Origin of the sequence: Blautia sp. HCP3S3_H10_2 (assembly GCF_052122375.1) — a bacterium.
Taxonomy (GTDB): Bacteria; Bacillota; Clostridia; order Lachnospirales; family Lachnospiraceae; genus Blautia_A.
The window spans coordinates 60,449-82,955 of record NZ_JBQKCL010000018.1; the positions used below are offsets into that span (position 1 = coordinate 60,449).

At 41.9% G+C, this 22,507-nt stretch carries 18 protein-coding genes; 13 read left to right on the forward strand and 5 right to left on the reverse strand.

The genetic code is table 11. The features are described from left to right. Positions 1-141: 141 nt before the first annotated feature. From ACTQWB_RS16615 to ACTQWB_RS16655, 9 genes are all read left to right on the forward strand, one after another. Entirely contained in the window at positions 142-843 is a 702-nt protein-coding gene (locus ACTQWB_RS16615) for a 5'-methylthioadenosine/adenosylhomocysteine nucleosidase (protein WP_441502547.1), read from the forward strand. Positions 844-907: 64 nt separating this feature from the next. Further along, a complete protein-coding gene (locus ACTQWB_RS16620; RefSeq protein WP_441502548.1) occupies positions 908-1,282 on the forward strand; it encodes a hypothetical protein in 375 nt (124 codons plus the stop codon). A gap of 145 nt (positions 1,283-1,427) precedes the next feature. Then, positions 1,428-2,639, forward strand: a complete 1,212-nt coding sequence (locus tag ACTQWB_RS16625) for a class I SAM-dependent methyltransferase (RefSeq protein ID WP_441502549.1) — start codon at positions 1,428-1,430, stop codon at positions 2,637-2,639. A gap of 11 nt (positions 2,640-2,650) precedes the next feature. After that, the gene (locus ACTQWB_RS16630) at positions 2,651-5,110 is read left to right on the forward strand and encodes a hypothetical protein (protein WP_441502550.1); all 2,460 of its coding nucleotides are present in this window, start codon (positions 2,651-2,653) and stop codon (positions 5,108-5,110) included. Positions 5,111-5,159: 49 nt separating this feature from the next. Next, positions 5,160-6,650, forward strand: a complete 1,491-nt coding sequence (gene galT, locus ACTQWB_RS16635; RefSeq protein WP_441502551.1) for a UDP-glucose--hexose-1-phosphate uridylyltransferase — start codon at positions 5,160-5,162, stop codon at positions 6,648-6,650. A 152-nt stretch (positions 6,651-6,802) separates the two neighbouring features. After that, the gene (locus ACTQWB_RS16640; protein ID WP_441502552.1) at positions 6,803-8,302 is read left to right on the forward strand and encodes an InlB B-repeat-containing protein; all 1,500 of its coding nucleotides are present in this window, start codon (positions 6,803-6,805) and stop codon (positions 8,300-8,302) included. A gap of 256 nt (positions 8,303-8,558) precedes the next feature. Beyond that, the gene (gene asnS / locus ACTQWB_RS16645; protein ID WP_441502553.1) at positions 8,559-9,950 is read left to right on the forward strand and encodes an asparagine--tRNA ligase; all 1,392 of its coding nucleotides are present in this window, start codon (positions 8,559-8,561) and stop codon (positions 9,948-9,950) included. Between the two features lie 14 nt (positions 9,951-9,964). Continuing rightward, positions 9,965-11,023, forward strand: a complete 1,059-nt coding sequence (locus tag ACTQWB_RS16650; RefSeq protein ID WP_441502554.1) for a metallophosphoesterase family protein — start codon at positions 9,965-9,967, stop codon at positions 11,021-11,023. Between the two features lie 19 nt (positions 11,024-11,042). Then, positions 11,043-12,530 (forward strand): ATP-binding protein, encoded by a 1,488-nt coding sequence (locus tag ACTQWB_RS16655; protein WP_441502555.1) that lies wholly within the window; start codon positions 11,043-11,045, stop codon positions 12,528-12,530. Here the strand turns inward: ACTQWB_RS16655 and ACTQWB_RS16660 are convergent. The 5 genes from ACTQWB_RS16660 to murC all read right to left on the reverse strand — a co-directional run bounded on the left by ACTQWB_RS16660 (position 12,517) and on the right by murC (position 17,919). Further along, the gene (locus ACTQWB_RS16660; protein WP_441502586.1) at positions 12,517-12,564 is read right to left on the reverse strand and encodes a hypothetical protein; all 48 of its coding nucleotides are present in this window, start codon (positions 12,562-12,564) and stop codon (positions 12,517-12,519) included. The two genes, ACTQWB_RS16655 and ACTQWB_RS16660, sit on opposite strands and share 14 nt — an antisense overlap. A 153-nt stretch (positions 12,565-12,717) precedes the next feature. Continuing rightward, a complete protein-coding gene (locus ACTQWB_RS16665; RefSeq protein WP_441502556.1) occupies positions 12,718-13,893 on the reverse strand; it encodes a ribose-phosphate pyrophosphokinase in 1,176 nt (391 codons plus the stop codon). Between the two features lie 3 nt (positions 13,894-13,896). Next, positions 13,897-14,883 (reverse strand): ATP-binding protein, encoded by a 987-nt coding sequence (locus tag ACTQWB_RS16670; RefSeq protein ID WP_441502557.1) that lies wholly within the window; start codon positions 14,881-14,883, stop codon positions 13,897-13,899. Between the two features lie 49 nt (positions 14,884-14,932). After that, positions 14,933-16,009: a DnaD domain protein gene (locus tag ACTQWB_RS16675; RefSeq protein WP_441502558.1), complete on the reverse strand. Its 1,077-nt coding sequence runs from the start codon at positions 16,007-16,009 to the stop codon at positions 14,933-14,935. Between the two features lie 530 nt (positions 16,010-16,539). Further along, complete coding sequence (murC, locus tag ACTQWB_RS16680; protein WP_441502559.1) at positions 16,540-17,919, reverse strand: UDP-N-acetylmuramate--L-alanine ligase; 1,380 nt, start codon at positions 17,917-17,919, stop codon at positions 16,540-16,542. A 291-nt stretch (positions 17,920-18,210) separates the two neighbouring features. Here murC and ACTQWB_RS16685 point away from each other — a divergent pair, with 291 nt between their 5' ends. The 4 genes from ACTQWB_RS16685 to ACTQWB_RS16700 all read left to right on the forward strand — a co-directional run bounded on the left by ACTQWB_RS16685 (position 18,211) and on the right by ACTQWB_RS16700 (position 22,473). Beyond that, positions 18,211-19,488 (forward strand): glucose-1-phosphate adenylyltransferase, encoded by a 1,278-nt coding sequence (locus ACTQWB_RS16685; protein ID WP_441502560.1) that lies wholly within the window; start codon positions 18,211-18,213, stop codon positions 19,486-19,488. Next, on the forward strand, positions 19,485-20,603 hold the full coding sequence (gene glgD / locus ACTQWB_RS16690) for a glucose-1-phosphate adenylyltransferase subunit GlgD (RefSeq protein WP_441502561.1): 1,119 nt from the start codon (positions 19,485-19,487) through the stop codon (positions 20,601-20,603). Before ACTQWB_RS16685 ends, glgD begins: the two co-directional genes overlap by 4 nt. 56 nt (positions 20,604-20,659) lie before the next feature. Next, positions 20,660-20,932, forward strand: coding sequence for a septation regulator SpoVG (gene spoVG / locus ACTQWB_RS16695; RefSeq protein ID WP_441502562.1), 273 nt, complete (start codon positions 20,660-20,662; stop codon positions 20,930-20,932). Positions 20,933-21,210: 278 nt separating this feature from the next. Continuing rightward, positions 21,211-22,473, forward strand: coding sequence for a PcsB-like coiled-coil domain-containing protein (locus ACTQWB_RS16700; protein WP_441502563.1), 1,263 nt, complete (start codon positions 21,211-21,213; stop codon positions 22,471-22,473). Positions 22,474-22,507: the final 34 nt, after the last annotated feature.

Sequence of the window (22,507 nt, forward strand, 5' to 3'; positions counted from 1 at the left end):
GCACCTGTTCTTATTATAACAGAACATAATATAACTTTCCATGCCAAATTTAAGTTGGATATGGGAAGAAGTTTTGGTATAATGGCAGAGAAAGAATCAGTTTACTTTTAAATAAGAGATAAAAATAGAGGAGAATGCCTAATGAAGACAATTGGTATTATTGGTGCAATGGAAGTTGAAGTTGCAATTCTGAAAGAAAAAATGGAGAATGTCAGGATTATAAAAAAGGCTTCTATGGAATTTTTTGAGGGAACTTTAGCCGGAAAGAAAGCGATTGTAGTCCGTTCCGGAATCGGAAAGGTAAATGCAGGTATCTGTGCACAGATTCTGGCAGATGTATTTTGTGTAGATGCAATTATAAATACAGGGGTTGCAGGAAGCCTGAATAAAGATATCAATATTGGGGATATTGTGCTCTCTACAGATGTTGTACAGCACGATATGGATGCTACGGGATTTGGATACCGTAAAGGCCAGATTCCTCAGATGCCTGTATTTTTCTTTCCGGCTGATGAGATGCTGCGCAAACTTGCAGGCGAGGTATGCCGTGAAGTGAATCCAGATATTCAGGTATTTGAAGGCAGGATCGCTTCCGGAGACCAGTTTGTCTGTGATAAGGATGTAAAGGATAGAATCGTGTCAGAATTTTCAGCATATGCGACAGAAATGGAAGGCGCAGCTATTGGACAGGCTGCATATCTGAATGAAATTCCATTCCTTGTCATTCGTGCTATTTCAGACAAAGCTGATGGAAGTGCACAGATGGATTACGGAGAATTTGAAAAAGCAGCTGCTATACACAGTGTGAATCTTACTCTTAATATGCTGGCAAAAATGGCATAATTGACCTGATGGAACACTGTTGCATATACTGAAAGTGAAATGGAAAAGGAATCAGAATGCTGATATGATATATAAAGATTTTTATCCATTTTACACCAGCTTTGCAAATCCCATGATTTACAGAGGGGAAATGGAGCAGGAGAAAGAATTTTCCCTGATGAAATCATATTATCCGGAGACTGCAAGAAAAATTCAGGAAAAAGTGGAAGAAGAATGCGACCTTTTGGATTACGAAGGCAGCAGATTGTATGATGAGCATCCGGATCGGTATATGCTCTATCATCTTGGAACCAAAATCATGGATGAGGTAAAAAAGGAGTCCGATGTAGAGGCAATGTCAGACGGCCTTTTGGGAGATTTGGTGGAAGTATTGCTTTTTCATGAAATATCCAGAAGAAGATGCCGGAGAAGACGGTGCCGTGGGGTTTTTTACAGATGATAGAAAGTGTGTAATTGTTCAGAGCCAGGAGGTTTTTTAACAAAATCCATTTAAGGGCTGGCTCTGAACAGTTACGAAAATGAGCAAATAGGATTACAGAATATAAAAGAAAATAGAATATAATATGAAAACGATAGAATAAACTATGAAAACAATAGATGAATATTTAGAAGAGCAGATAAATGAACAGCTAAATCAGATTGTCTTAAGCGGCAACAAGGGAGAAGGACCTTCAAAGATCAAGGTACGTCCTGTGGAAATTAAAGGACAGGTGGTTTACCAGGCTTCTGAAACGGTAGGACCTAAAGTACTTCACAAGAATTACCCAAAGAAAGAACTGATCAGTTATCTGAAAAATGAGCTGCTGAACAATTTTTTGCAACTTCAGGCCAGTGGGATGGCACTGGACGGAACTGTTCTGGTGAGTAAAAAAGGCAGGATGACAATAAAGACCAAACGTCATCCTGGAAACGAACTGGGGAAAAGTGATGCGCAGAATACAGACATGCTGGGAAAGATGGGGAAGAATCCACAGATACTGGCGCATAACCGTGTGAAGCAGTATATTTTGAAGGAAAATATTCCGGTACCGTTTCTGGTTGACCTTGGGGTTATGAATAAAGAGGGGAAAGTTATTACCCAGAAATATGACAAGTTCCGTCAGATTAACCGGTTCCTGGAATTTATTCAGGATATCCTTCCGAGGCTTGAAAAGCAGAGAGAGGTAACGATACTGGATTTTGGGTGTGGGAAATCCTATCTTACATTTGCCATGTATTACTATCTGAGAGAATTAAAAGGCTATGATGTTAATATAATAGGCCTGGATCTGAAGACGGACGTAATAAAAAAATGTAATGAGCTTGCTGAAAAATATGGGTATAAGAAATTACACTTTTATCAGGGAGATATTGCCGATTACGAAGGCGTTTCCGCGGTAGATATGGTAGTAACGCTTCATGCGTGTGATACAGCGACGGACTATGCTCTAGCAAAGGCGGTAGAATGGGGCGCAAAGGTGATTTTATCAGTGCCATGCTGTCAGCATGAGGTAAATCGTCAGATCAGAAATGAAATGCTGGAGCCGGTTTTGAAGTATGGAATTCTCAAAGAGAGAATATCTGCGCTTGTTACAGATGGAATCCGGGCTAATCTTCTGGAAAGTATGGGATATGAAACACAGCTTCTGGAATTTATAGACATGGAACATACTCCGAAGAATCTTCTTATCCGTGCTGTGAAAACTGGAAACAAAAAGAATATGAAAAAAGCTGCGGATCTTATGGATTCGCTGCATATTAATCCCACATTGGAACGACTTTTGTACCCAGAGGGGGAGGTACATTCAGAAAATTAAGGGGAGAAAAGATGATTAAATTTTTGCGCAGGGCAGTGATTCTCCTGTTTATTTTTGTTCTCGGCGTAGCAGGAAGCTCTTTTCTGCTGAATAGCGAGACAACGGATGACCGCTCTGATATGAATGATCCGGTTTTTCCGGAGATAATGGTTGATTTTGATGGAAATTACGCAAACAGAATGTATGGATATGCACAGCCCATGCAAACAGATTTTATCAGGGATAGTGTAACTCCGTTAGATACATCCAGGGAATTATCTTTTGTTATAAATCCTTATGATACAAAGGTGAAGAGCTTTTCGTATGAAATCCGTACTTCAGATGGAAGCAAGGTACTTGAAAATCGTAAAGTGAAAAGTCTTGACAAACAGGATAGCTATCTGACAACAAAGATCCAGATAAATAGTGATCTTCTTATGAATCAGGAGTATTCCCTGCAGATATCTCTGGAGACAAATAAAGGAACTGCGTATTATTATACACGTGTGGTATCAAGATCGAATGTGAACGCTGCACAGTATGTAAAATTTGTACAAAGCTTTTATGAGAAATGTATGGATAAGGCATCTGCAGAGGATCTGACAAGTTATCTGGAACCAGATAATTCAGGAAGTGCCACGAATTATACATCTGTTAATATCAATTCTACATTTGCAGAGATAAGCTGGGGAAATTTAAGTCCCCAGATTTACAGGAGAGGTATTCCGGTTGTAAAGGACATAAATGAAACAACAGCCAGTCTTTCCCTGGAATATCAGATTGTAGCAACCAATGGAGAGGGAAAACAGGAAATTTATGATGTGACAGAATTTTACCGGATGCGTTATACTGAGACCAGAATTATGCTTTTGGATTTCAACAGGAGTGCATCTCAGGTATTTAGCGAAAGTTCCATAAGTATTTCGGATAAAGGCCTTCTTCTTGGCGTAAGAGACCGAAATGTAGAATATATGATGAATGAAAATGCCGGGGTTATCGCATTTGTTCAGGAAGGAGATCTGTGGTCATATTCACCGGATGATGGAAAGTTTTCCAGAATATTCAGTTTCCGTAAAGAAAATGATGGGGACTTCAGAGATGCGAGATTAGAGCATAATATAAAAATCATTCGCGTGGAAGATAATGGAGATGTTGATTTCGTTCTGTACGGATATATGAACCGTGGAATACGGGAAGGATACTGTGGGGTATGTGTATATCATTACAGCAATGACCAGAATGTTGTGGAGGAAAAAGTATTTATTCCGTCTACGGAGTCCTATGAATTTCTGAAAGAAGATCTTGGGACTTTATCATATGTAAGTACAGATAATTCGTTATTTTTATTATTTGCACAGAAGCTTTACAGAATAAATATTACAGATGGAAAGAGCGAAGTTCTGGATCAGGATATCCGGACAGATGCATTTGCCGTATCAGACACAGGAGCTCATGCTGCATGGGTGATCCAGAATGGTGAAAGTGCAGGATATATAAAAGAAATAGATTTTGAAACATTGGAAACCAGAACTCTTGCACCGTCGCAAGGACAGACACTTACGTTAACCGGTTTTATGAATGAGGATCTTGTGTACGGAATCGTAGTAGATGGAGATCGTATCTCAGACAGTAACGGGCGGGAGACTACAGGTATTCATACTATCCGTATTGAGGGGTTTGACGGAACCTTAAAAAAGGAATATCATCAGGAAGGACTATACATAACCAATGTGACCATGGGAAATACCATGATGGAATTTGAACTGTCTAAAAAGTCAAAAAAAGGTTATAAATTAGTTAATAAAGATAATATTCTGAATAATACAAAAGCTGCGGCAAGCATTGCTTCAATAGAACTGGTAAGCAATAACAGAACCGGAACACAGGTAAGACTGTCACTTGATGAGGCACCGGAGATACAGGATGCATTGGTTGTATATGCAAAAATGAAAAATGCAGGTGATGACCGTGTTGTTCTGGATATCCAGGTTCCAGATGAGAATGTTTATTATGTTTACGCAAAAGGTGGTCTGGATGGTATTTATACAGATCCTGCACTTGCAGTATTACGGGCTGATGAACAGACTGGCGTGGTATTGAACCGTGCACAGCAGTATGTATGGGAACGCGGTAATAAGAAAACCAAGTTGACACTTAACCTGGAGGATATTCCAGAAGCGATGAAGACTGCATCTACAGATACAGTTGCTTTGCAGGAGGCTCTTGGAGCAGAGGGAACAGTTATAAATCTTTCTGGCTGCACCCTGGACAGTGTATTATATGAGATCAGTGCCCAGAGACCTGTGATAGCCAAAACAGGAGACAATACCTGTGTATTGATCATTGGGTATGATGAGTATAACACCTATCTGTATGACCCGGTAAAAGGTGAAACTTACCCGTATGGTATGAATGACAGTACGGACCTGTTTGAAAAGGCTGGTAATATTTTTATCAGTTATGTAGAAAGCATAAATGAAAGCAACAATTGAAAAGCAACAATTGGGAGCATAAAATAAAGTAACAGGAAAGGACAGAAAAATGTTAAGCGAAAATATCAAAAAACTGGTACAGTATGGAATTGAAACAGGATTAACACCTGCCTGTGAGAAAAATTACACAACAAATCTTCTTCTTGATGTTTTTAAAGAAGACGAATACATGGAACCAGCAGAAGAATATTCAGACATTAATCTGGAAGAAGTTCTGAAAGAGCTGCTTGATGAAGCTGTAGCACGTGGACTGATTCAGGACAGTGTGGTTTACAGGGATTTGTTTGATACCAGATTAATGAATTGCCTCATGCCACGTCCGGCCCAGGTACAGAAGACTTTTTGGGAGAAATACGAGGAATCACCGGAGAAAGCTACAGATTATTTTTATAAATTGAGCCAGGATAGCGACTATATCCGACGTTATCGTGTAAAGAAAGATCAGAAGTGGACTGTGGATTCTCCTTATGGAACTATGGATATTACGATCAACCTTTCCAAGCCGGAAAAGGATCCAAAAGCAATTGCAGCTGCAAAGCTTGTAAAATCAAGCAGTTATCCGAAATGTCTGCTCTGTCCGGAAAACGAAGGCTATGCAGGCCGTGCAAATCATCCGGCAAGGGAAAATCATAGAATTATTCCAATTACAATTAATGACAGCCCATGGGGAATGCAGTATTCTCCATATGTGTATTATAATGAGCATTGTATTGTATTCAATTTCCAGCATACACCTATGAAAATCGAGCGGAATACCTTTATTAAACTGTTTGATTTTGTAAAGCTGTTTCCGCATTATTTCCTTGGCTCCAATGCAGATCTTCCTATTGTAGGCGGTTCTATTCTCAGCCATGACCATTTCCAGGGAGGACATTATACATTTGCAATGGCGAAAGCTGAAATTGAGAAACATGTAACTATTCCAGGATATGAAGATGTAGAGGCTGGCATTGTAAAATGGCCGCTTTCTGTACTGCGTATCCGTCATAAAGATGAGAAGAGACTGATAGATCTTGCGACACATGTGCTGGAGGTATGGAGAGGTTATACAGATGAGAATGCATTTATTTTTGCTGAGACAGATGGGGAACCACACAATACCATTACTCCGATTGCACGTAAAAAGGGTGATATGTATGAACTGGATCTGACTTTAAGAAATAATATTACTACAGAGGAGAATCCTCTTGGAGTATATCATCCGCATGCCCAGTATCATCACATTAAGAAAGAAAACATTGGTCTGATCGAGGTTATGGGACTTGCTGTTCTTCCGGCAAGACTGAAAGAAGAGCTGGAGCTTCTGGCAGATTATATTCTGGAAGGAAAGGATGTTGCATCCAATGAGAAAATTGAGAAGCATGCAGAATGGGTAAAAGAATTTCTTCCGAAATATGATCATCTCGACCGCAGTAATATTGAAGAAGTTCTGCATAAAGAGGTTGGAAATGTATTTGTACATGTTCTGGAAGATGCAGGAGTCTATAAATGTACGGAAGAGGGAAGAGATGCATTTATGCGTTTTATCCAGGTACTGTAAAAATGTTGAAAAACAGCTTCTTTGCAATATGTCAGTAACAAAAATGTAACAAAAATGTGAAAATACTTGTTTAAAGGTTGAAAGAAAAAAGGTTTTCTATTATACTGAAACTAAAGGGAACAGGAGAGACATTTAAAAGCAGAGGAGTGTCTATGGAAAATAAAAAAAAGAAAAGTGCGATTTTCTGGATTTTGCTGACGGTTATGCTGGTAGTGTCCGGAATGTCTGTAGGAAATGAGAAGGGGACTACCATTGGTGGTGTACAGACCGTGCAGGCTGCTACCCAGTATGTTACTGCCAGATTCTGGAATACCAGCGGAAAGCCTTCTTATACAGATCTTCGGGTTAAGGTGAAGGCGGGATCCAGGATTCAGCTGCCAGCAGTTCCATCTGTGACAGGCTATCAGAATCTTGGGTGGTCTACGAAGAAAAATGCGACGAAAGCGGTATATACCGCAGGTAAGAAAATCCGGCTGAAAAAGAACATAAGTCTGTATGCAGTCCGGAAAAAGGTTGGTGTATATAAAGTTTACTTTTATAATTCCAATGGAAGTAGCAACAGCAGTTTTAAGTCATTGAACAAATCGGTTACCCGTAATAGCTACATGACTTTACCGTCGGTTCCTGTGAAAAATGGGTATGAAGCTTTAGGATGGAGTACAAGCAAAAATGCATCAAAAGCTACATATACAGAAGGACAGAAAGTACGGATCAAGAAAACACAGAAGCTTTATGCGGTATACAAAACGAGCAAAGCATTTACGGTAACTCTTTGCAAAAACAATGGTACTGTTTATAAGACAGAAAGTGTTTCTTCTGGAAACACTTATACACTTCCATCTGTACGAAATGCTTCGGGATACACGTTTATGGGATGGGATGTCCAGCCTGGTAAGAGAACAGCACCCCGTTATGAAGCAGGAGATACGATTACGGTAAATGGAAACCTGAAGCTTTATGCAGTTGTATTTAACCGAGCTTATGAGGAAGAACTGACGGCTTCTGATCTGATTGCCTCTAGTGGATGGAGAATCGGAAATGGAAGTGGCAGCAGGGGATATAACCACATAATATTTGTGGGAGATTCCAGAACTGTCCGTATGGAGCTTACATTACAGAGACAATTTGGTACAGATTCTGGCATTACAAGAGATATTGATTTTGTGTGTCAGGAAGGAAAGGGGCTTGACTGGCTGAAACAGGAGGGAATCAATTCGATTCTCAAACTTGCTGAATCAAGTTATTCCGTGCAACGGCCAACAGCTGTAATTTTTAACCTGGGTGTCAACGATCCTGGAAATATGTACAATTATGTAGAATATTTACAGAAAATTGCTGGAAATCTTCAGAAGAAAAATTGTAAGCTGTTTATCATGTCTGTGAATCCGGTTAACAGTAAGACGATTGAGTATTTAGGCAGAAATTCCATAAGAAAAGAAGAGGTTATCCGCAAGTTCAATTCTGTTATGAAAAGTGGCTTAAGCAGTTCCTATGGATATATTGATACCTATTCCTACCTTCTTGGAAACGGTTATGGAACGAATCTGGGAGGTGGAGGTCAGGATGTGACCACAGATGATGGTCTGCATTATACTACGAAGACGTATAAGCGGATATTTAAATATTGTCTGGATTACCTGACTACGCATTAAAAGCTGAAAAAGATAGAAACTGAAAAATAAAAACTGATAAAACTCATCGAAATAAAAGCTTACGGAATTTACAAAAGAGGAGATCTCAGCCTGGATGTTTGCGGGCCGGGATCTCTTTTCAGTTAAAGAATTTTGCAAGAAATCATGCATGAATCATACACGAATCAATTAAAATATCCTTGCGCGAATAAGAGGAATAGTCTATACTATAGAGAAACGAGTGTTTGGAAAAATGAGGAGAAAGAGGAACTAAATTATGAAACTTACAACAGTAAAAGAGATTTATAGAGAGCGTGAGAAATACCTGGATCAGGAGATTACAGTCGGTGGCTGGGTACGAAGCGTACGCGATTCCAAGACATTTGGATTCATTGTTCTTCATGATGGAACATATTTTGAGACACTTCAGGTTGTTTACCATGATACAATGGATAATTTTGCTGAGATTTCCAAGCTGAATGTAGGAGCTGCGATCATTGTAAAGGGAACTCTTGTAGCGACTCCGCAGGCGAAGCAGCCATTTGAGATTCAGGCTACAGAGATTTCTGTTGAGGGAGCTTCCGCACCAGATTATCCCCTTCAGAAGAAACGTCACAGCCTTGAATATCTGAGAACAATCACACATCTCCGTTCCAGAACAAATACATTCCAGGCTGTATTCCGTGTACGTTCTCTTTGTGCATACGCGATCCACAAATTCTTCCAGGAAAGAGGCTTCGTTTATGTACACACACCATTGATCACTGGAAGTGACTGTGAAGGCGCTGGTGAAATGTTCCAGGTTACTACAATGGATCTGAACAATATTCCTACTGATGATAAAGGAAACATTGATTATTCCCAGGACTTCTTTGGTAAAGAGACAAATCTGACAGTAAGCGGCCAGCTGAACTGTGAGACATTTGCACAGGCATTCCGTAATGTATATACATTTGGACCAACTTTCCGTGCAGAGAACTCCAATACTACACGTCATGCAGCCGAATTCTGGATGATCGAGCCAGAATGTGCATTTGCTGATCTTGAGGACAATATGAATCTGGCTGAGTCCATGTTGAAATATGTGATCCGCTACGTTCTGGAGAATGCTCCGGAGGAAATGAATTTCTTTAATTCTTTCGTAGACAAGGGACTTCTTGACAGACTGAACCATGTAGCAAACTCAGAGTTTGGCCGTGTTACTTATACAGAAGCAATCGAGCTGCTTGAGAAGAATAATGATAAATTTGATTATAAAGTATCCTGGGGATGTGATCTGCAGACAGAGCATGAGCGTTATCTGACAGAACAGATTTTCAAGAAACCTATTTTTGTTACTGACTATCCGAAAGAAATCAAAGCTTTCTATATGAAAGCAAACGAGGATGGCAAGACGGTAGCTGCTATGGACTGCCTGGTTCCTGGAATTGGCGAGATCATCGGCGGAAGCCAGAGAGAGGATGACTATGGCAAGTTGAAAGCACGTATGGACGAGCTTGGACTGAAGGAAGAAGATTATGATTTCTACCTTGATCTGCGTAAATACGGTTCTACACGTCATTCTGGATTCGGCCTTGGATTCGAGCGTTGCGTAATGTATCTTACAGGAATGGGTAATATCCGCGACGTGATTCCATTCCCGAGAACAGTTAATAACTGCGATTTATAAAAAGAGGTAAAAGAATGAGATTTATTCATCTTGCAGATGTACACCTTGGAGCGGTTCCAGACAGGGGCTGCCCATGGAGTGAGAAGCGGGCGAATGAAATCTGGGAAACATTCCGCCGGGTTATTGCGGGTATCCGCGAAAATCCGGTGGATTTGTTATTTATAGCCGGAGATCTGTTTCACCGCCAGCCACTGCCGCACGAACTAAAGGAAGTTAATGAGCTGTTTTCAGGGATTCCAGAAACCAGGATTTACCTGATGGCTGGAGACAGCGATTATCTGAAGGCGGATTCTTTTTACAGAAGCTTTCCCTGGGCACCTAATGTTACTTTTTTTGAGAAAGAAAGGGTTACCTGTGTGGAGAATCCGGAAGATGGCATATATGTATATGGAATGAGTTATGAGCATCCGGAAATTGTAGAGCCCATGTATGATGACGTGCGTCCTGCTAAGAAAGAAGGTGTGCATATTCTTTTAGCCCACGGTGGGGATGAAAAACATTGCCCTGTGAATGTGGCTGCACTTGCTGGTGCAGGCTTTGATTATATTGCACTTGGCCATTTTCATACACCACAAAATGTGATCCGGGATATGGCTGCTTACAGTGGAGCGCTGGAACCTGTCAAAAACAATGATTTCGGGGAACATGGCTACATTGAGGGACGAATTGAAAATGGAAAAATAAGAACCAGGTTTGTTCCGTTTTCTGTAAGGACATACAGCCAGTTACTGATTACCGTAAATGAGGAAAGTACCCAGTTGTCTATCGAGGAAAAATTGAAGGATGAGATATTCAGAAGAGGTGGTCTGAATATATACAGGATAATCCTTCAGGGGAAAAGGAAACCAGAACTTTTTCTGATTCCGGAGAAGTTAAAGTCTTTTGGAAATATTACGGAAGTATTGGATGAGACAAGACCTGCGTATGATCTGGAAGAGCTGCAGGAGAAGTATGCCGGGACATTGATAGGGGATTATATACACTTTTTTCTGGAAAAAAACAGAAATACAGTGGAAGATAAGGCGTTCTATTATGGTCTGCAGGCATTGCTGGAAACCAGACATTCCAGTTGAAAAGAGGTAACAAAAATATATGATTTTAAAACGCATATTAATAAATGATTTTGGTGGACTTCATAATAAATCCATTGAATTATCTCCTGGAATGAATGTGGTCTATGAGGCGGATGAAGCTGAAAAAAATACTGTATTTATTTTTGTAAAAAATATGTTCTTTGGAATGCCAGAGGAAGGCAGGGGGAAGAATGGTTTACAGGCAGAGGGAAGCGATGTTGCTCCATTAGAGGAACACGGCGGGACAATATGGTTTCAGGCTGCTGGAAAAAATTACCGGTTAACACGGAAATCTGGCATAGAAACAGAGGAATGTGAACTGTTCTGTGAAGATGACCAGAAACTTCTGAATATGGAAGAGGAACCAATGAAGAAGCTTCTTGGCGGAATCAGCGAAACCATATTTGATAATGTTATGCTGGTAGAGCCTCTTGGCGGTATTTCTCCAACAGAAAAGGCAAAAGAGATTCAAAGTAAACTTATGATTCTTAGTAAAAGTGCTGACCAGCTGGTGGATCTTGGAAGATCAGAACAGATGTTGAAAATGTGGCGGAAGGGATATCTTACGCAGAAGGAACGCAGCCAGAAAACAGTTCAAAAGGAAAAAGAAATCCTTGCCGGTAAGTTGGAAATTCTGGAAAATGAACTGGACAGTCTGCGCGGTCAAAAGGGACAGGTTGCCAAGGAACAGGCAGAAATCCATTCTACAGCCGGAAAAGAAGAAGCGGCAGTAATTGAAACGCAATTGCAGGCCATAGAGAAAAAGAATCTTGGAATGGTGATTGCTGGGCTTTTGGCTATTATTGTTGGAATTGTGGGTATTATTGGAAGATTCCAGCTAATCGATGAAATGTCTAAAATAGGGATGGATGTGTGTGTCCTCGCAGCAATAGCAACTGTAATCTATACGCTTTCTGCAAGAAGAAAACTGCGGACGGAATTTATAAAGCAAAAGAAGAAAAAAGTGCATTTGCAGTCGCAACAGGAAAAACTGAAATCTAGCAGGGAAGACATCAATGGAAGCTATGAAGAGAAGCTGACTGCATTTACGAATCTGCAGAGTGAGTATCAGGAATATGAGGCAGAGACGGCACTGCCTACCTCAGAGGATATGGAAACACAGGCCCTTACCCTGGCATTGGATACAATCGAAATGTTATCACGGGATATTTATCTGAAGAAAGGCAGAAAGATACGGATACGGGCTTCCAGAATCTTCCGAGAGCTTACAAATGGAAAATATATGGAGTTCTATGGAGATGAGGGGCAAAGCATTGAGCTTGTTACAGAAACTGGAACCATAAAAGCTGAAAATCTGGACAGTGAAGAACTGGAGCTTCTGTATTTCTCTATTGGAATGGCAGCAAGCGAATTGTTTGCAGTTGAGGAAGTGCTTCCGGTAGTACTGGACGATATTTTTAGTGGAACTAATAAAGAACTGCTTGGACGGGTGGAAAGATGGCTGAAAAAGCAGTCCAGGCAGGTAGTGCTTATTACTGCAAACTAGAGCGTGTTTGAAAAATCATTCCTGCAATCTGCACGCCCCATTTTGCGGAAATTTTGCCTAAATTTGGTTGGCGTAGCTAGAACATGGCAAAGCTTTTGGCAAAATGAAAGATAATTGGTTTATTGGAAGTTTTAACAAAAAAGGGCTGACACAAACAATCGTGTCAGCCCTTCCTAGTCTTTAATTCTTATTTCTCATACTGAGCCATATATTTGTTTACACAGCGCTTGATTCTGTCAACCGGATTCAGAAGATGGCTTACAGACATATCATGATTCAGAGTATCGATGATCAGTGCAATGTATTTGCTCATATCACAGGAAATGTAATATGGTTTTGCAAGAAGCTCATCAGACTGGTATACCATGTTTGTAGTAAGAAGCCTGTCAAATACGCCTGCGGCATATGCTTCATCAAACTTTTTAAGATTATCTGTAAACAGACCGAAAGTGGAGCAGAGGAAAATTCTGCCGGCACCTCTTTCCTTCAAAAGAGAAGCAATCTTAAGGATAGTATCTCCGGAAGAAATCATATCGTCAATAAGGATCATATCCTTGCCTGCTACGTTTGGTCCAAGGAACTCATAAGCAGCGATAGGGTGCCTGCCATCTACATTCTTGGAATAATCAAGACGTTTGTAATACATACCCATGTCAACACCGAGAATATTAGCAAGATAAATAGCACGGCTCATGCTGCCCTCATCCGGGCTGATGATCATGAAGTGCTCATTGTCAATATGAAGTCCCTGCTCATGATTCAGAAGAGCCTTGATAAACTGATAGGAAGGCTGGACTGTCTCGAATCCATGAAGCGGTGTAGCATTCTGGATCTGTGGATCATGTGCGTCGAAAGTGATAATGTTTTCAACACCCATATTGATCAGTTCATGAAGGGCGGTCGCGCAGTCAAGAGACTCTCTTCCGATACGCTTGCTCTGACGGCCTTCATAAAGATATGGCATAATTACATTCACACGGCGGGCTTTTCCACCGATCGCTGCAATCACACGCTTCAGATCCTGGTAGTGATCATCAGGAGACATCAGGTTCGTATATTTGCCGATAGGGTAAGAGATATTATAGTTACATACATCTACAAGAATATAAATATCATCACCCCGGACTGATTCAGTGATCACGCATTTGCCTTCACCGGAACCGAAACGCGGGTTCTGAACTTTGATCGTGTAGGAATCTCTTTTGTATCCTTCAAAGGCGAAAGAATCTGATTCTGAATGCTCACGCTCCTTACGCCACCGAACGAGCCATTCATCGACCTTCTGCCCAAGGCTCTTGCAGCTTTCCAAAGGAACTAATCCCAGTCTTCCAACGGGAAGTGTAGTCAATTCTTCTTGTGCCATTCTTTACTTTCCTCCTAAAAAAATTTTCTGAATGCGGATATCTTTTCCCACAAGCTTGGTCATCTGATAGTTGCTGGCAATACGGGAAAAGGTTCTCTCAGAATAAGTTGCTGAGAAATCTTCCAGTTTCAGGTTTGTGGAAATGATTGTAGATTTCTTGCGCATGATCCGCTCATTGATACACAGGAAAAGCTGTGAGGATACAAAGCTGTTAGTAAGCTCTGTGCCCAGATCATCAATGATCAGCAGGTCACAGTCAAAAATCGGTTCATCATCAGGGGCATCACCGCCTCTGGAAAAAGCAGAGCTTGCAAGAAAATCAAAAAGCTCAAATGCAGAAAAATACAGTACACAATGTGCACTGTCCAGAAGATCATGAGCAATGCAGTGGGAAAGAAAGGTCTTACCCACGCCTGTATCGCCATAGAAAAAAAGATTCTGGAAGGAATTATCAAAGTCAGCAATAAAGTCCTTCGCAAGATGATAAGCACGGCGCGCAGTCTCACGTTCGGTCAGTCCCGTTGAATCATTTGTTATTGTATCAGAATAAAAGTCAAATGAAAAGTGGTCAAAGTTCTCTTTTTCAAGAATTTCTTTCAAATTTGACTGTGTGTACAGAAGTTCTATCTCAGCTTTCTTGAAACAGGAGCACTTCTGGCTGCCGATATAGCCGGTATCCTGGCAAAGCGGGCAGGTATATGTCATCTCCAGATAATCAGCCGGATAGCCGGCTGACAACAAAAGAGCAGTGCGCTCCTGGGAAAGCAGTGCAATATCATTGCGTAGATCCTCTATACCAGTTTCCTGGCGGCTGATCAGGGCGCGTGCTTTCCTCGCACTTAATGTGGCAACCTCCTCATCAATTTCCCTGAGACGTGGAAGCTTCTCATAGGCCTCAGTCTGATGCTCCTCCTGCCGACGCCGGTTGCGGGCCTGCCGGCGGTTATATTCACGCATGATCGTATCATATTGGTAATTCTGTAAGGGCATTAAAAATTCTCCTTCCAGTTAAAACATGTTTGTTCTATAAATGACAGGGTTAATTCGGTTTATTGAGCAGTTTCTTCTCATATTCTGCAAAATCATAATCTCTCTGATGGAAATTATTAAAACGGTTAGGTGCAGCAGATTTTTGCTGTGCTGGTTTACTAACAGACTTTTCCAGCTTGCGCTTCTGGTGCTGGGCATCCTGGAGACGTACATCCTCCAGGGTACGGATATTTTTATCCTTCCAGCGCTGCAAAATCTTATCTGCATATGGGAAACTTGGCTGTCCGGTCTGCAGGACAGTACGGGAGCAGGCTTCCTGAATCAGCTCCATTGTAAAGCCATAATCCTTCGTCCAGGTATTGATCAGGGAAATTTCCACATCGGAAGGATTACGGTTCGTGATGCCCATGGCTTTCAGAACGGAAAAATATTCTTTGCTGTAGCGGGATGTGGAATCCTTGGCCATCTCAACTGTGGTGATTCCTTCTTCCCTCCAGGCCATAGCCACTGTCTCTATGTAACGGATGCTGCGGTGGTCACGTCCCACACAGTATTCAATCAGATAATCGATCAGATCCACGGACATATGCAGTTCATCATAGAAAAACAGAATCTTGCGTGTCTCTGTAGGCGTGAGGGTTTTACCAAGGTACTGCTCGGCAATATAAAGAAGTTGGATGATATCCTCGTTCTGCTTCAGCTCTTTCACCCGGTCCGGAGTAAGGGGCTTGACCTCGGAAAGAGGACTGGTGGAAGGAACGTTAGAAACAGATTCAGCCGCCGAATCAGCTTCATCTGTCTGCTGCGGTGCCACTGCGGCAAGGACGTCATCCTCATTCCAGGGCGTCCTTAAAGTAATCCCTGCCAGAGCATTATCTTCATATGAAAGTGTGACCAGATTTTCGCTCTCCCAGTATTTTAGCGCGCGGAGAATGTCCCCCTCTGTGCAGAACAGAGAGTCTGCCATCTGGGAAAGCCCAAAAGCAGCGCCTGGTCTGCCCAGCATGCGAAGCAGGTAAATATATACTTTTACAAATTCACCGTTAGCCTTTGGCATAAAACGGTCAATAAAAATATTGGATAAAACAGTGGCATCATTAAGCCCTGTGCTATGTAACTTGATCATGGGGATTCTCCTTTGGGACATCCAGTTTGATGCTTGCATTATAGCACAACATTTTTTAAAAGAGAATAGCAGATTTTGGGCGGTGGATATCAGCGACTGTGTGTGGATTACAATGTGGATAATGTGGATAATGTGGAAACCCAGTTGCGCATAATATTTATGGGAAACCAGGAAAATGCAGAAAATTAAAGAAAAACTGTGATTTTTGTCGAGCGGTGTCGTAATATTATGTTAAGCACTTTATACACATAAGAATCCACATGGAACCTGATGTGAAAATGTGCATAAGCATGTGGATAATGTGGATAACTTCCAAAATACTTGTATTTACAAGCTTGTGTGTGTGTGGATAAAATTTTAGGATATGTCTGAAAAAAAGGAACTGGTGCAAAATAAAAAACGGCGGCTGTCAGGCTTTAAAAAGCCATGACAGTCGCCGATGTAAAACTGCAAAAAGTTGCAAATACCGCAGATTGTTGCAAAAGATGCAAAAAGTTGTAAAAGATACCAAAGGCAACAGATGTCACAGATTATTTGCCAAGCAGCTGTTCACCGATTTTTACAACATCGCCAGCACCCATTGTGATCAGAAGGTCTCCTGTTTCGCAATTATTCAGCAGGAAATTTTCGATTTCATCAAAAGTAGGGAAATACTCACATGGAGTACCCAGTTCCTGGATTCTTGCCTGTAGATCCTGTGAGGAGATTCCCAGATTATCAGTCTCTCTTGCTGCATAGATATCAGCCAGTACTACATGGTCTGCCAGCTTAAGAGCCTGTGCAAACTCCGGAAGCAATGCCTTGGTACGTGTGTAGGTGTGAGGCTGGAATACGCACCACAGTTTCTTGTGAGGATAATTGTGGGCAGCATTTAAGGTGGCCTGGATCTCAGTTGGATGATGGGCATAATCATCTACGATGGTAACGCCTGCTACTTCCCCTTTATATTGGAAACGACGGTCTGTACCAGTAAAGCTTCCCAGTCCTTTGACAATTGTTTCGTCCGGAATCTGAAGAAGTCTGGCCAGTGCGATCGCTGCCAGTGCATTGGAAACATTGTGGCTGCCCGGAACCTTCAGATAAAAGCTTCCGGTCTTTTTGCCATCCTTCAGAACTGTGAAGGAAGCATGTCCATATTTGTCATAAGTAATATCGGCAGCCTGATACTGAGCGTCATGCTCAAGGCCGTATGTAATCACCTCACATGGAAGATCTTTGATAATGTCTTCATAGTGAGGAGTATCTGCGTTGATGATCAGGGCTCCGTCAGCAGGAAGCAGCTGGGCAAATTTGCGGAAAGAATGACGGATGTCATCGATGTCCTTAAAAAAGTCCAGATGATCCGCATCAATGTTTAAGATGACACTGATCTTTGGGAAAAAGCTTAAAAAGCTGTTGGTATACTCGCAGGCTTCTGTGATAAAGGTTTCAGACTGGCCTACGCGGATGTTTCCACCAATGGAAGGGAGGATTCCGCCAACACTGATGGTGGGATCTGCGCCTGCTTCCAGAAGAATCTGGGAAATCATGGAAGTAGTGGTTGTTTTTCCATGGGTACCGGAGACTGCGATCGGAGTGTCGTAGTTACGCATGATCTGGCCAAGAAGCTGTGCCCTGGTAAGCATTGGAATGCCTTTTTCCACTGCACAGGCATACTCCGGGTTGTCTGGATGAATGGCTGCAGTGTAAACAACAAGCTCTACATCATCGGTAATATTGGAAGCACGCTGTCCGTAGAAAATACGTGCGCCTTTCTTCGTAAGGGAATCGGTAAGGGGGCTCTCTTTGGAATCGGAGCCGGAAACCTTGAAATCTTCTCCAAGAAGAATCTCAGCCAGTCCACTCATGCTGATTCCGCCAATACCGATAAAATGGATATGAAGCGGTTTATGAAAGTCTATCTGATACATAATAATCTCCTTAATCAAAGTGATGTTTTTATCATTATTTTCATTTATTATACCCCGAACCGGGAAAAATGCAAAGTATTTCTTTGGGCGAGCTATATGTGAAACAAAGTATTTCTTTAACACTGTACAAAATGAATAAAAAATAACAAAGGCACTTTAAAGTTTGTCGAAAAAACATGTACAATAACGATAAAAAAAGTAAAATGACGCCAATTATTTTGTAAAAAATGTTCACTAAATAAGAGAAGTATGGTATAATAATAAATCATAACGACAACAAGAGGTGATAGCATGATTAAAAAAGAAATGATTGCCATGCTCTTAGCCGGCGGCCAAGGCAGCAGACTTGGGGTACTGACAGAAAAAGTGGCCAAACCAGCAGTTGCTTTTGGAGGAAAATACCGTATCATCGACTTTCCGTTAAGTAACTGTATTAATTCAGGAATTGATACAGTTGGAGTTCTGACACAGTATCAGCCTCTGAGACTGAATACCCATATCGGTATCGGTGTTCCGTGGGACCTGGACAGAAATGAAGGCGGTGTGACCGTACTTCCACCTTATGAGAAGAGCACAAACAGTGAGTGGTACACAGGAACAGCCAATGCCATTTTCCAGAATATGGCGTATATGGAGCAGTACAATCCTGATTATGTGCTTATCCTTTCCGGAGATCATATATATAAGATGGATTACGAGGTGATGCTTGACTTCCACAAGGCAAATAAGGCAGATGTTACCATTGCCTGTATGCCTGTGCCAATCGAGGAAGCAAGCCGTTTCGGTATCATGGTAACGGATGAGACCTTCCGTGTGACCGAATTTGAGGAGAAACCAGAGCACCCAAGCAGCAATCTTGCTTCTATGGGAATTTATATTTTCAGCTGGCCGGTTCTGAAGGAAGCGCTTTATGCCTTGAAGGATCAGCAGAGCTGTGATTTTGGTAAACATATCCTTCCTTATTGTAAAGACAAAGGACAGCGTCTTTTCGCCTATGAATACAATGGCTATTGGAAAGATGTCGGGACACTTGGTTCTTACTGGGAAGCAAATATGGAGCTCATTGATATCATTCCGGAATTTAATCTCTATGAGGAATTCTGGAAGATTTATACCAAGGGTGATATCATTCAGCCACAGTATATTTCAGAGGATGCTGTACTGGACAGATGTCTGATCGGTGAAGGATCTGAAATATATGGCGAGATACATAATTCTGTAATAGGACCGAATGTTGTAATTGGCAAGGGCAGCGTGATCAAAAATTCGATTATCATGCGTAATACAACCATTGGTGAGAACGTAGATATGGACAAGGCAATCGTGGCAGAGGATGTTACCATTGGTAATGATGTGGTGCTTGGCTGCGGCGAGGAAGCACCGAATGTAAAGAAACCTGCTGTATATGCATTTGGCATTGCGACCATAGGAGAAGGCTCTGTGATTCCGGACAATGTTAAGATTGGAAAGAACACAGCGATTTCCGGTGTTACCACTCCGGCAGATTACCCGGACGGTATCCTGGAAAGCGGACAGGTAATTGCAGCAAAGGACGGTGACAAAGCATGAGAGCAATTGGAATTATTTTGGCAGGCGGCAACAATAACCGCATGAGAGAATTATCAGATAAGAGGGCGATTGCAGCAATGCCCATCGCCGGAAGCTACAGAAGTATTGATTTTGCCCTGAGTAATATGGCGAATTCCCGTATCCAGAAGGTTGCGGTACTGACCCAGTACAATGCCCGTTCCCTGAATGAGCATTTAAGTTCTTCCAAATGGTGGGATTTCGGAAGAAAGCAGGGCGGTCTTTTCGTATTTACGCCTACTATCACCAAAGAAAATGGTTTCTGGTACCAGGGAACTGCAGATGCGATCTATCAGAACTTAAGCTTCCTGAAGAACAGCCATGAACCATATGTTGTCATTGCGTCCGGCGATTGTATTTATAAAATGGATTATAATAAGGTGCTGGAATATCACATTGCGAAGCGTGCAGATATCACAGTTGTGTGTACAACCTGTCCGGATCCTTCAGAGGTGGAGCGTTTCGGAGTACTCCGCATGAATGAGGACTGCAGAATCGAGGAATTTGAGGAGAAACCGATGGTTTCCCCGTATAATACGATTTCTACCGGTATTTATGTGATCAGAAGAAGACAGCTGATCGAGCTGATCGAGAAAGCTGCACAGGAAGGCCGCAATGATTTCGTTAAGGATATTCTGATCCGTTATAAGAATCTTAAGAGAATCTACGGATATAAGATTGACAGCTATTGGAGCAATATTTCCACAGTTGAATCCTATTATAAAACCAATATGGATTTCCTGAAACCAGAGATCCGCAACTATTTCTTCAAGCAGGAGCCGGGCATTAAGACGAAGATCGATGACCTTCCACCGGCAAAATACAATCCTGGCGCAGAGGTGAAGAACAGCCTGATTTCCAGTGGATGCATTGTGAATGGTGTTGTTGAGAACTCTGTTCTGTTTAAGGATGTTTATGTTGGAAACAACTGTGTGATTAAGAATTCTGTGATTTTGAATGATGTATATCTGGGGGATAATACACATATCGAGAATTGTATTGTTGAGAGCCGGGATACGATCCGGGCCAATTCCTACTACAGCGGCGATGGAGAAGTGAAGATCGTTGTGGAGAAAAATGAGAGATATAGCTTGTAATATACAAAAAGACTTAAAGCGCAGGAAATGCGATTAAGAGGAAAGGGGCCGCAAAAATGAACATTACAGATGTACGGGTGAGAAAGGTTGCGAAGGAGGGAAAGATGAAAGCCGTAGTTTCCATCACCATTGATGAAGAATTTGTAGTACATGATATCAAGGTGATCGAAGGAGAGAAAGGTCTTTTCATCGCAATGCCAAGCCGTAAAGCAACTGATGGGGAATACCGTGATATTGCCCATCCGATCAATTCTTCCACTCGTGACAAGATCCAGACGATCATTCTCGAGAAATATAAGGAAGCTGCAGCTGAAGAGGCAGCTGTATAAGGAATAGAATAGTAGTTATACAGATTGGTTAAAAGAGGTTCTTACACCCTGCATTTTGTGGAGAGATTCACGGAATGCGGGGTGTTTTTATGCTATAGGAAATTCCGTTGGAATTCCCTATAGCATAAAAAGCCCTGCCGGGCAGGATCGCACTCCATAATCACATTTCAAAAAAATAAATATTACATAAATATTACAAAAATTAAATAAAAGTGTTGAAAAAATTACAAAATATGTTATACTTGACCTACGAAAAAGATAATGAGGTGTTTACATAGATGAGATTAAAAAGAGTTTTGACATTGCTTTTAACCGGTATGATGATGGTATCAGCGCCAGCGGCTGTATTTGCTTCTTCCACCGAAGAGCAGATCGCAGATGCACAGGCCCAGAGAGATGCTGCCCAGACGGCGCTGGACCAGGAGCAGGCGAATATGGCGTCTCTTACCAGTAAGAAGCAGGAGCTTGAGAGCTACCTTGAGGAGCTGAATGGCCAGTATACAGAGCTTACCAACAGTGTATCGGATCTGGCAATCCAGGCCGCCCAGAAAGAGGAACAGCTGAAAACCCTGGAGAACCAGCTGGAAGAAGCGAAGGCCACATCTGATAAGCAGTACGAAGATATGAAGAAACGTATCGTATATATGTATGAGAATGGAAGTGCTTCCATGTTAGAATTGCTTTTATCTTCAGAGGATCTGGCACAGTTTTTGAACCGTGCTGAGAATATCGCCCAGATTTCCCAGTATGACAGAGATATGCTTGCGAAATATAAAGCGCTTCAGGCAGATATTAAAGCCCAGGAGGAGCAGGCAGAAGAAGAGGCGAAGAATATAGATGCTCTTCTGGAAGAAAAATCGGCCAAACAGCAGGAGGTGCAGGCACTGACTGCAAGTACCAGTGAGAATATCCAGTCTTATATTTATCAGATCAGTGCCAGCCAGGATGAGATTAATGCGCTGAATACACAGATTGACAGTGCAGACAGCAGCATTTATGATCTTCTGCAGGTTGCAGAGGCTGAGCAGGCAGCAGCGGAAGCTGCGCAGGAGGCTGCAACAGATAGTAGTTCCTCTGAGAATGGAGGCACTGATGCAGAGTATAGTGAGTCTGATAGCGGAGAATACAGCGAGTCGGATGGAGATTATAGTGCAGACGACACGACAGAGGAAAGTGGGGCTTCTGATGATTCTTACGCAGAGTCCGAAGGTGACAGCGGAAATACAGAAGATACTTCTGGAAGTACAGGAAGTTCTTCACAGGGAACCTATCTTGGAACTTTTACTCTGACAGCATACTGCAATTGTGCACAGTGCTGTGGAACTGCAGGTAACCTTACCGCCAGTGGAACTGTTCCAACTGCTGGAAGAACCGTTGCCATGGCGGGGGTTCCATTTGGCACACAGCTTCTGATCAATGGAACTGTTTATACAGTAGAGGATCTTGGAACACCTTATGGTCATGTGGATATCTATTGTGGAAGCCATTCTGAGGCATTGGCATTTGGATTACAGAGCGCTGAGGTTTATAGATTGAATTAAATAAAAAAACACTCAACAGCTTAGAAGGTTTTGC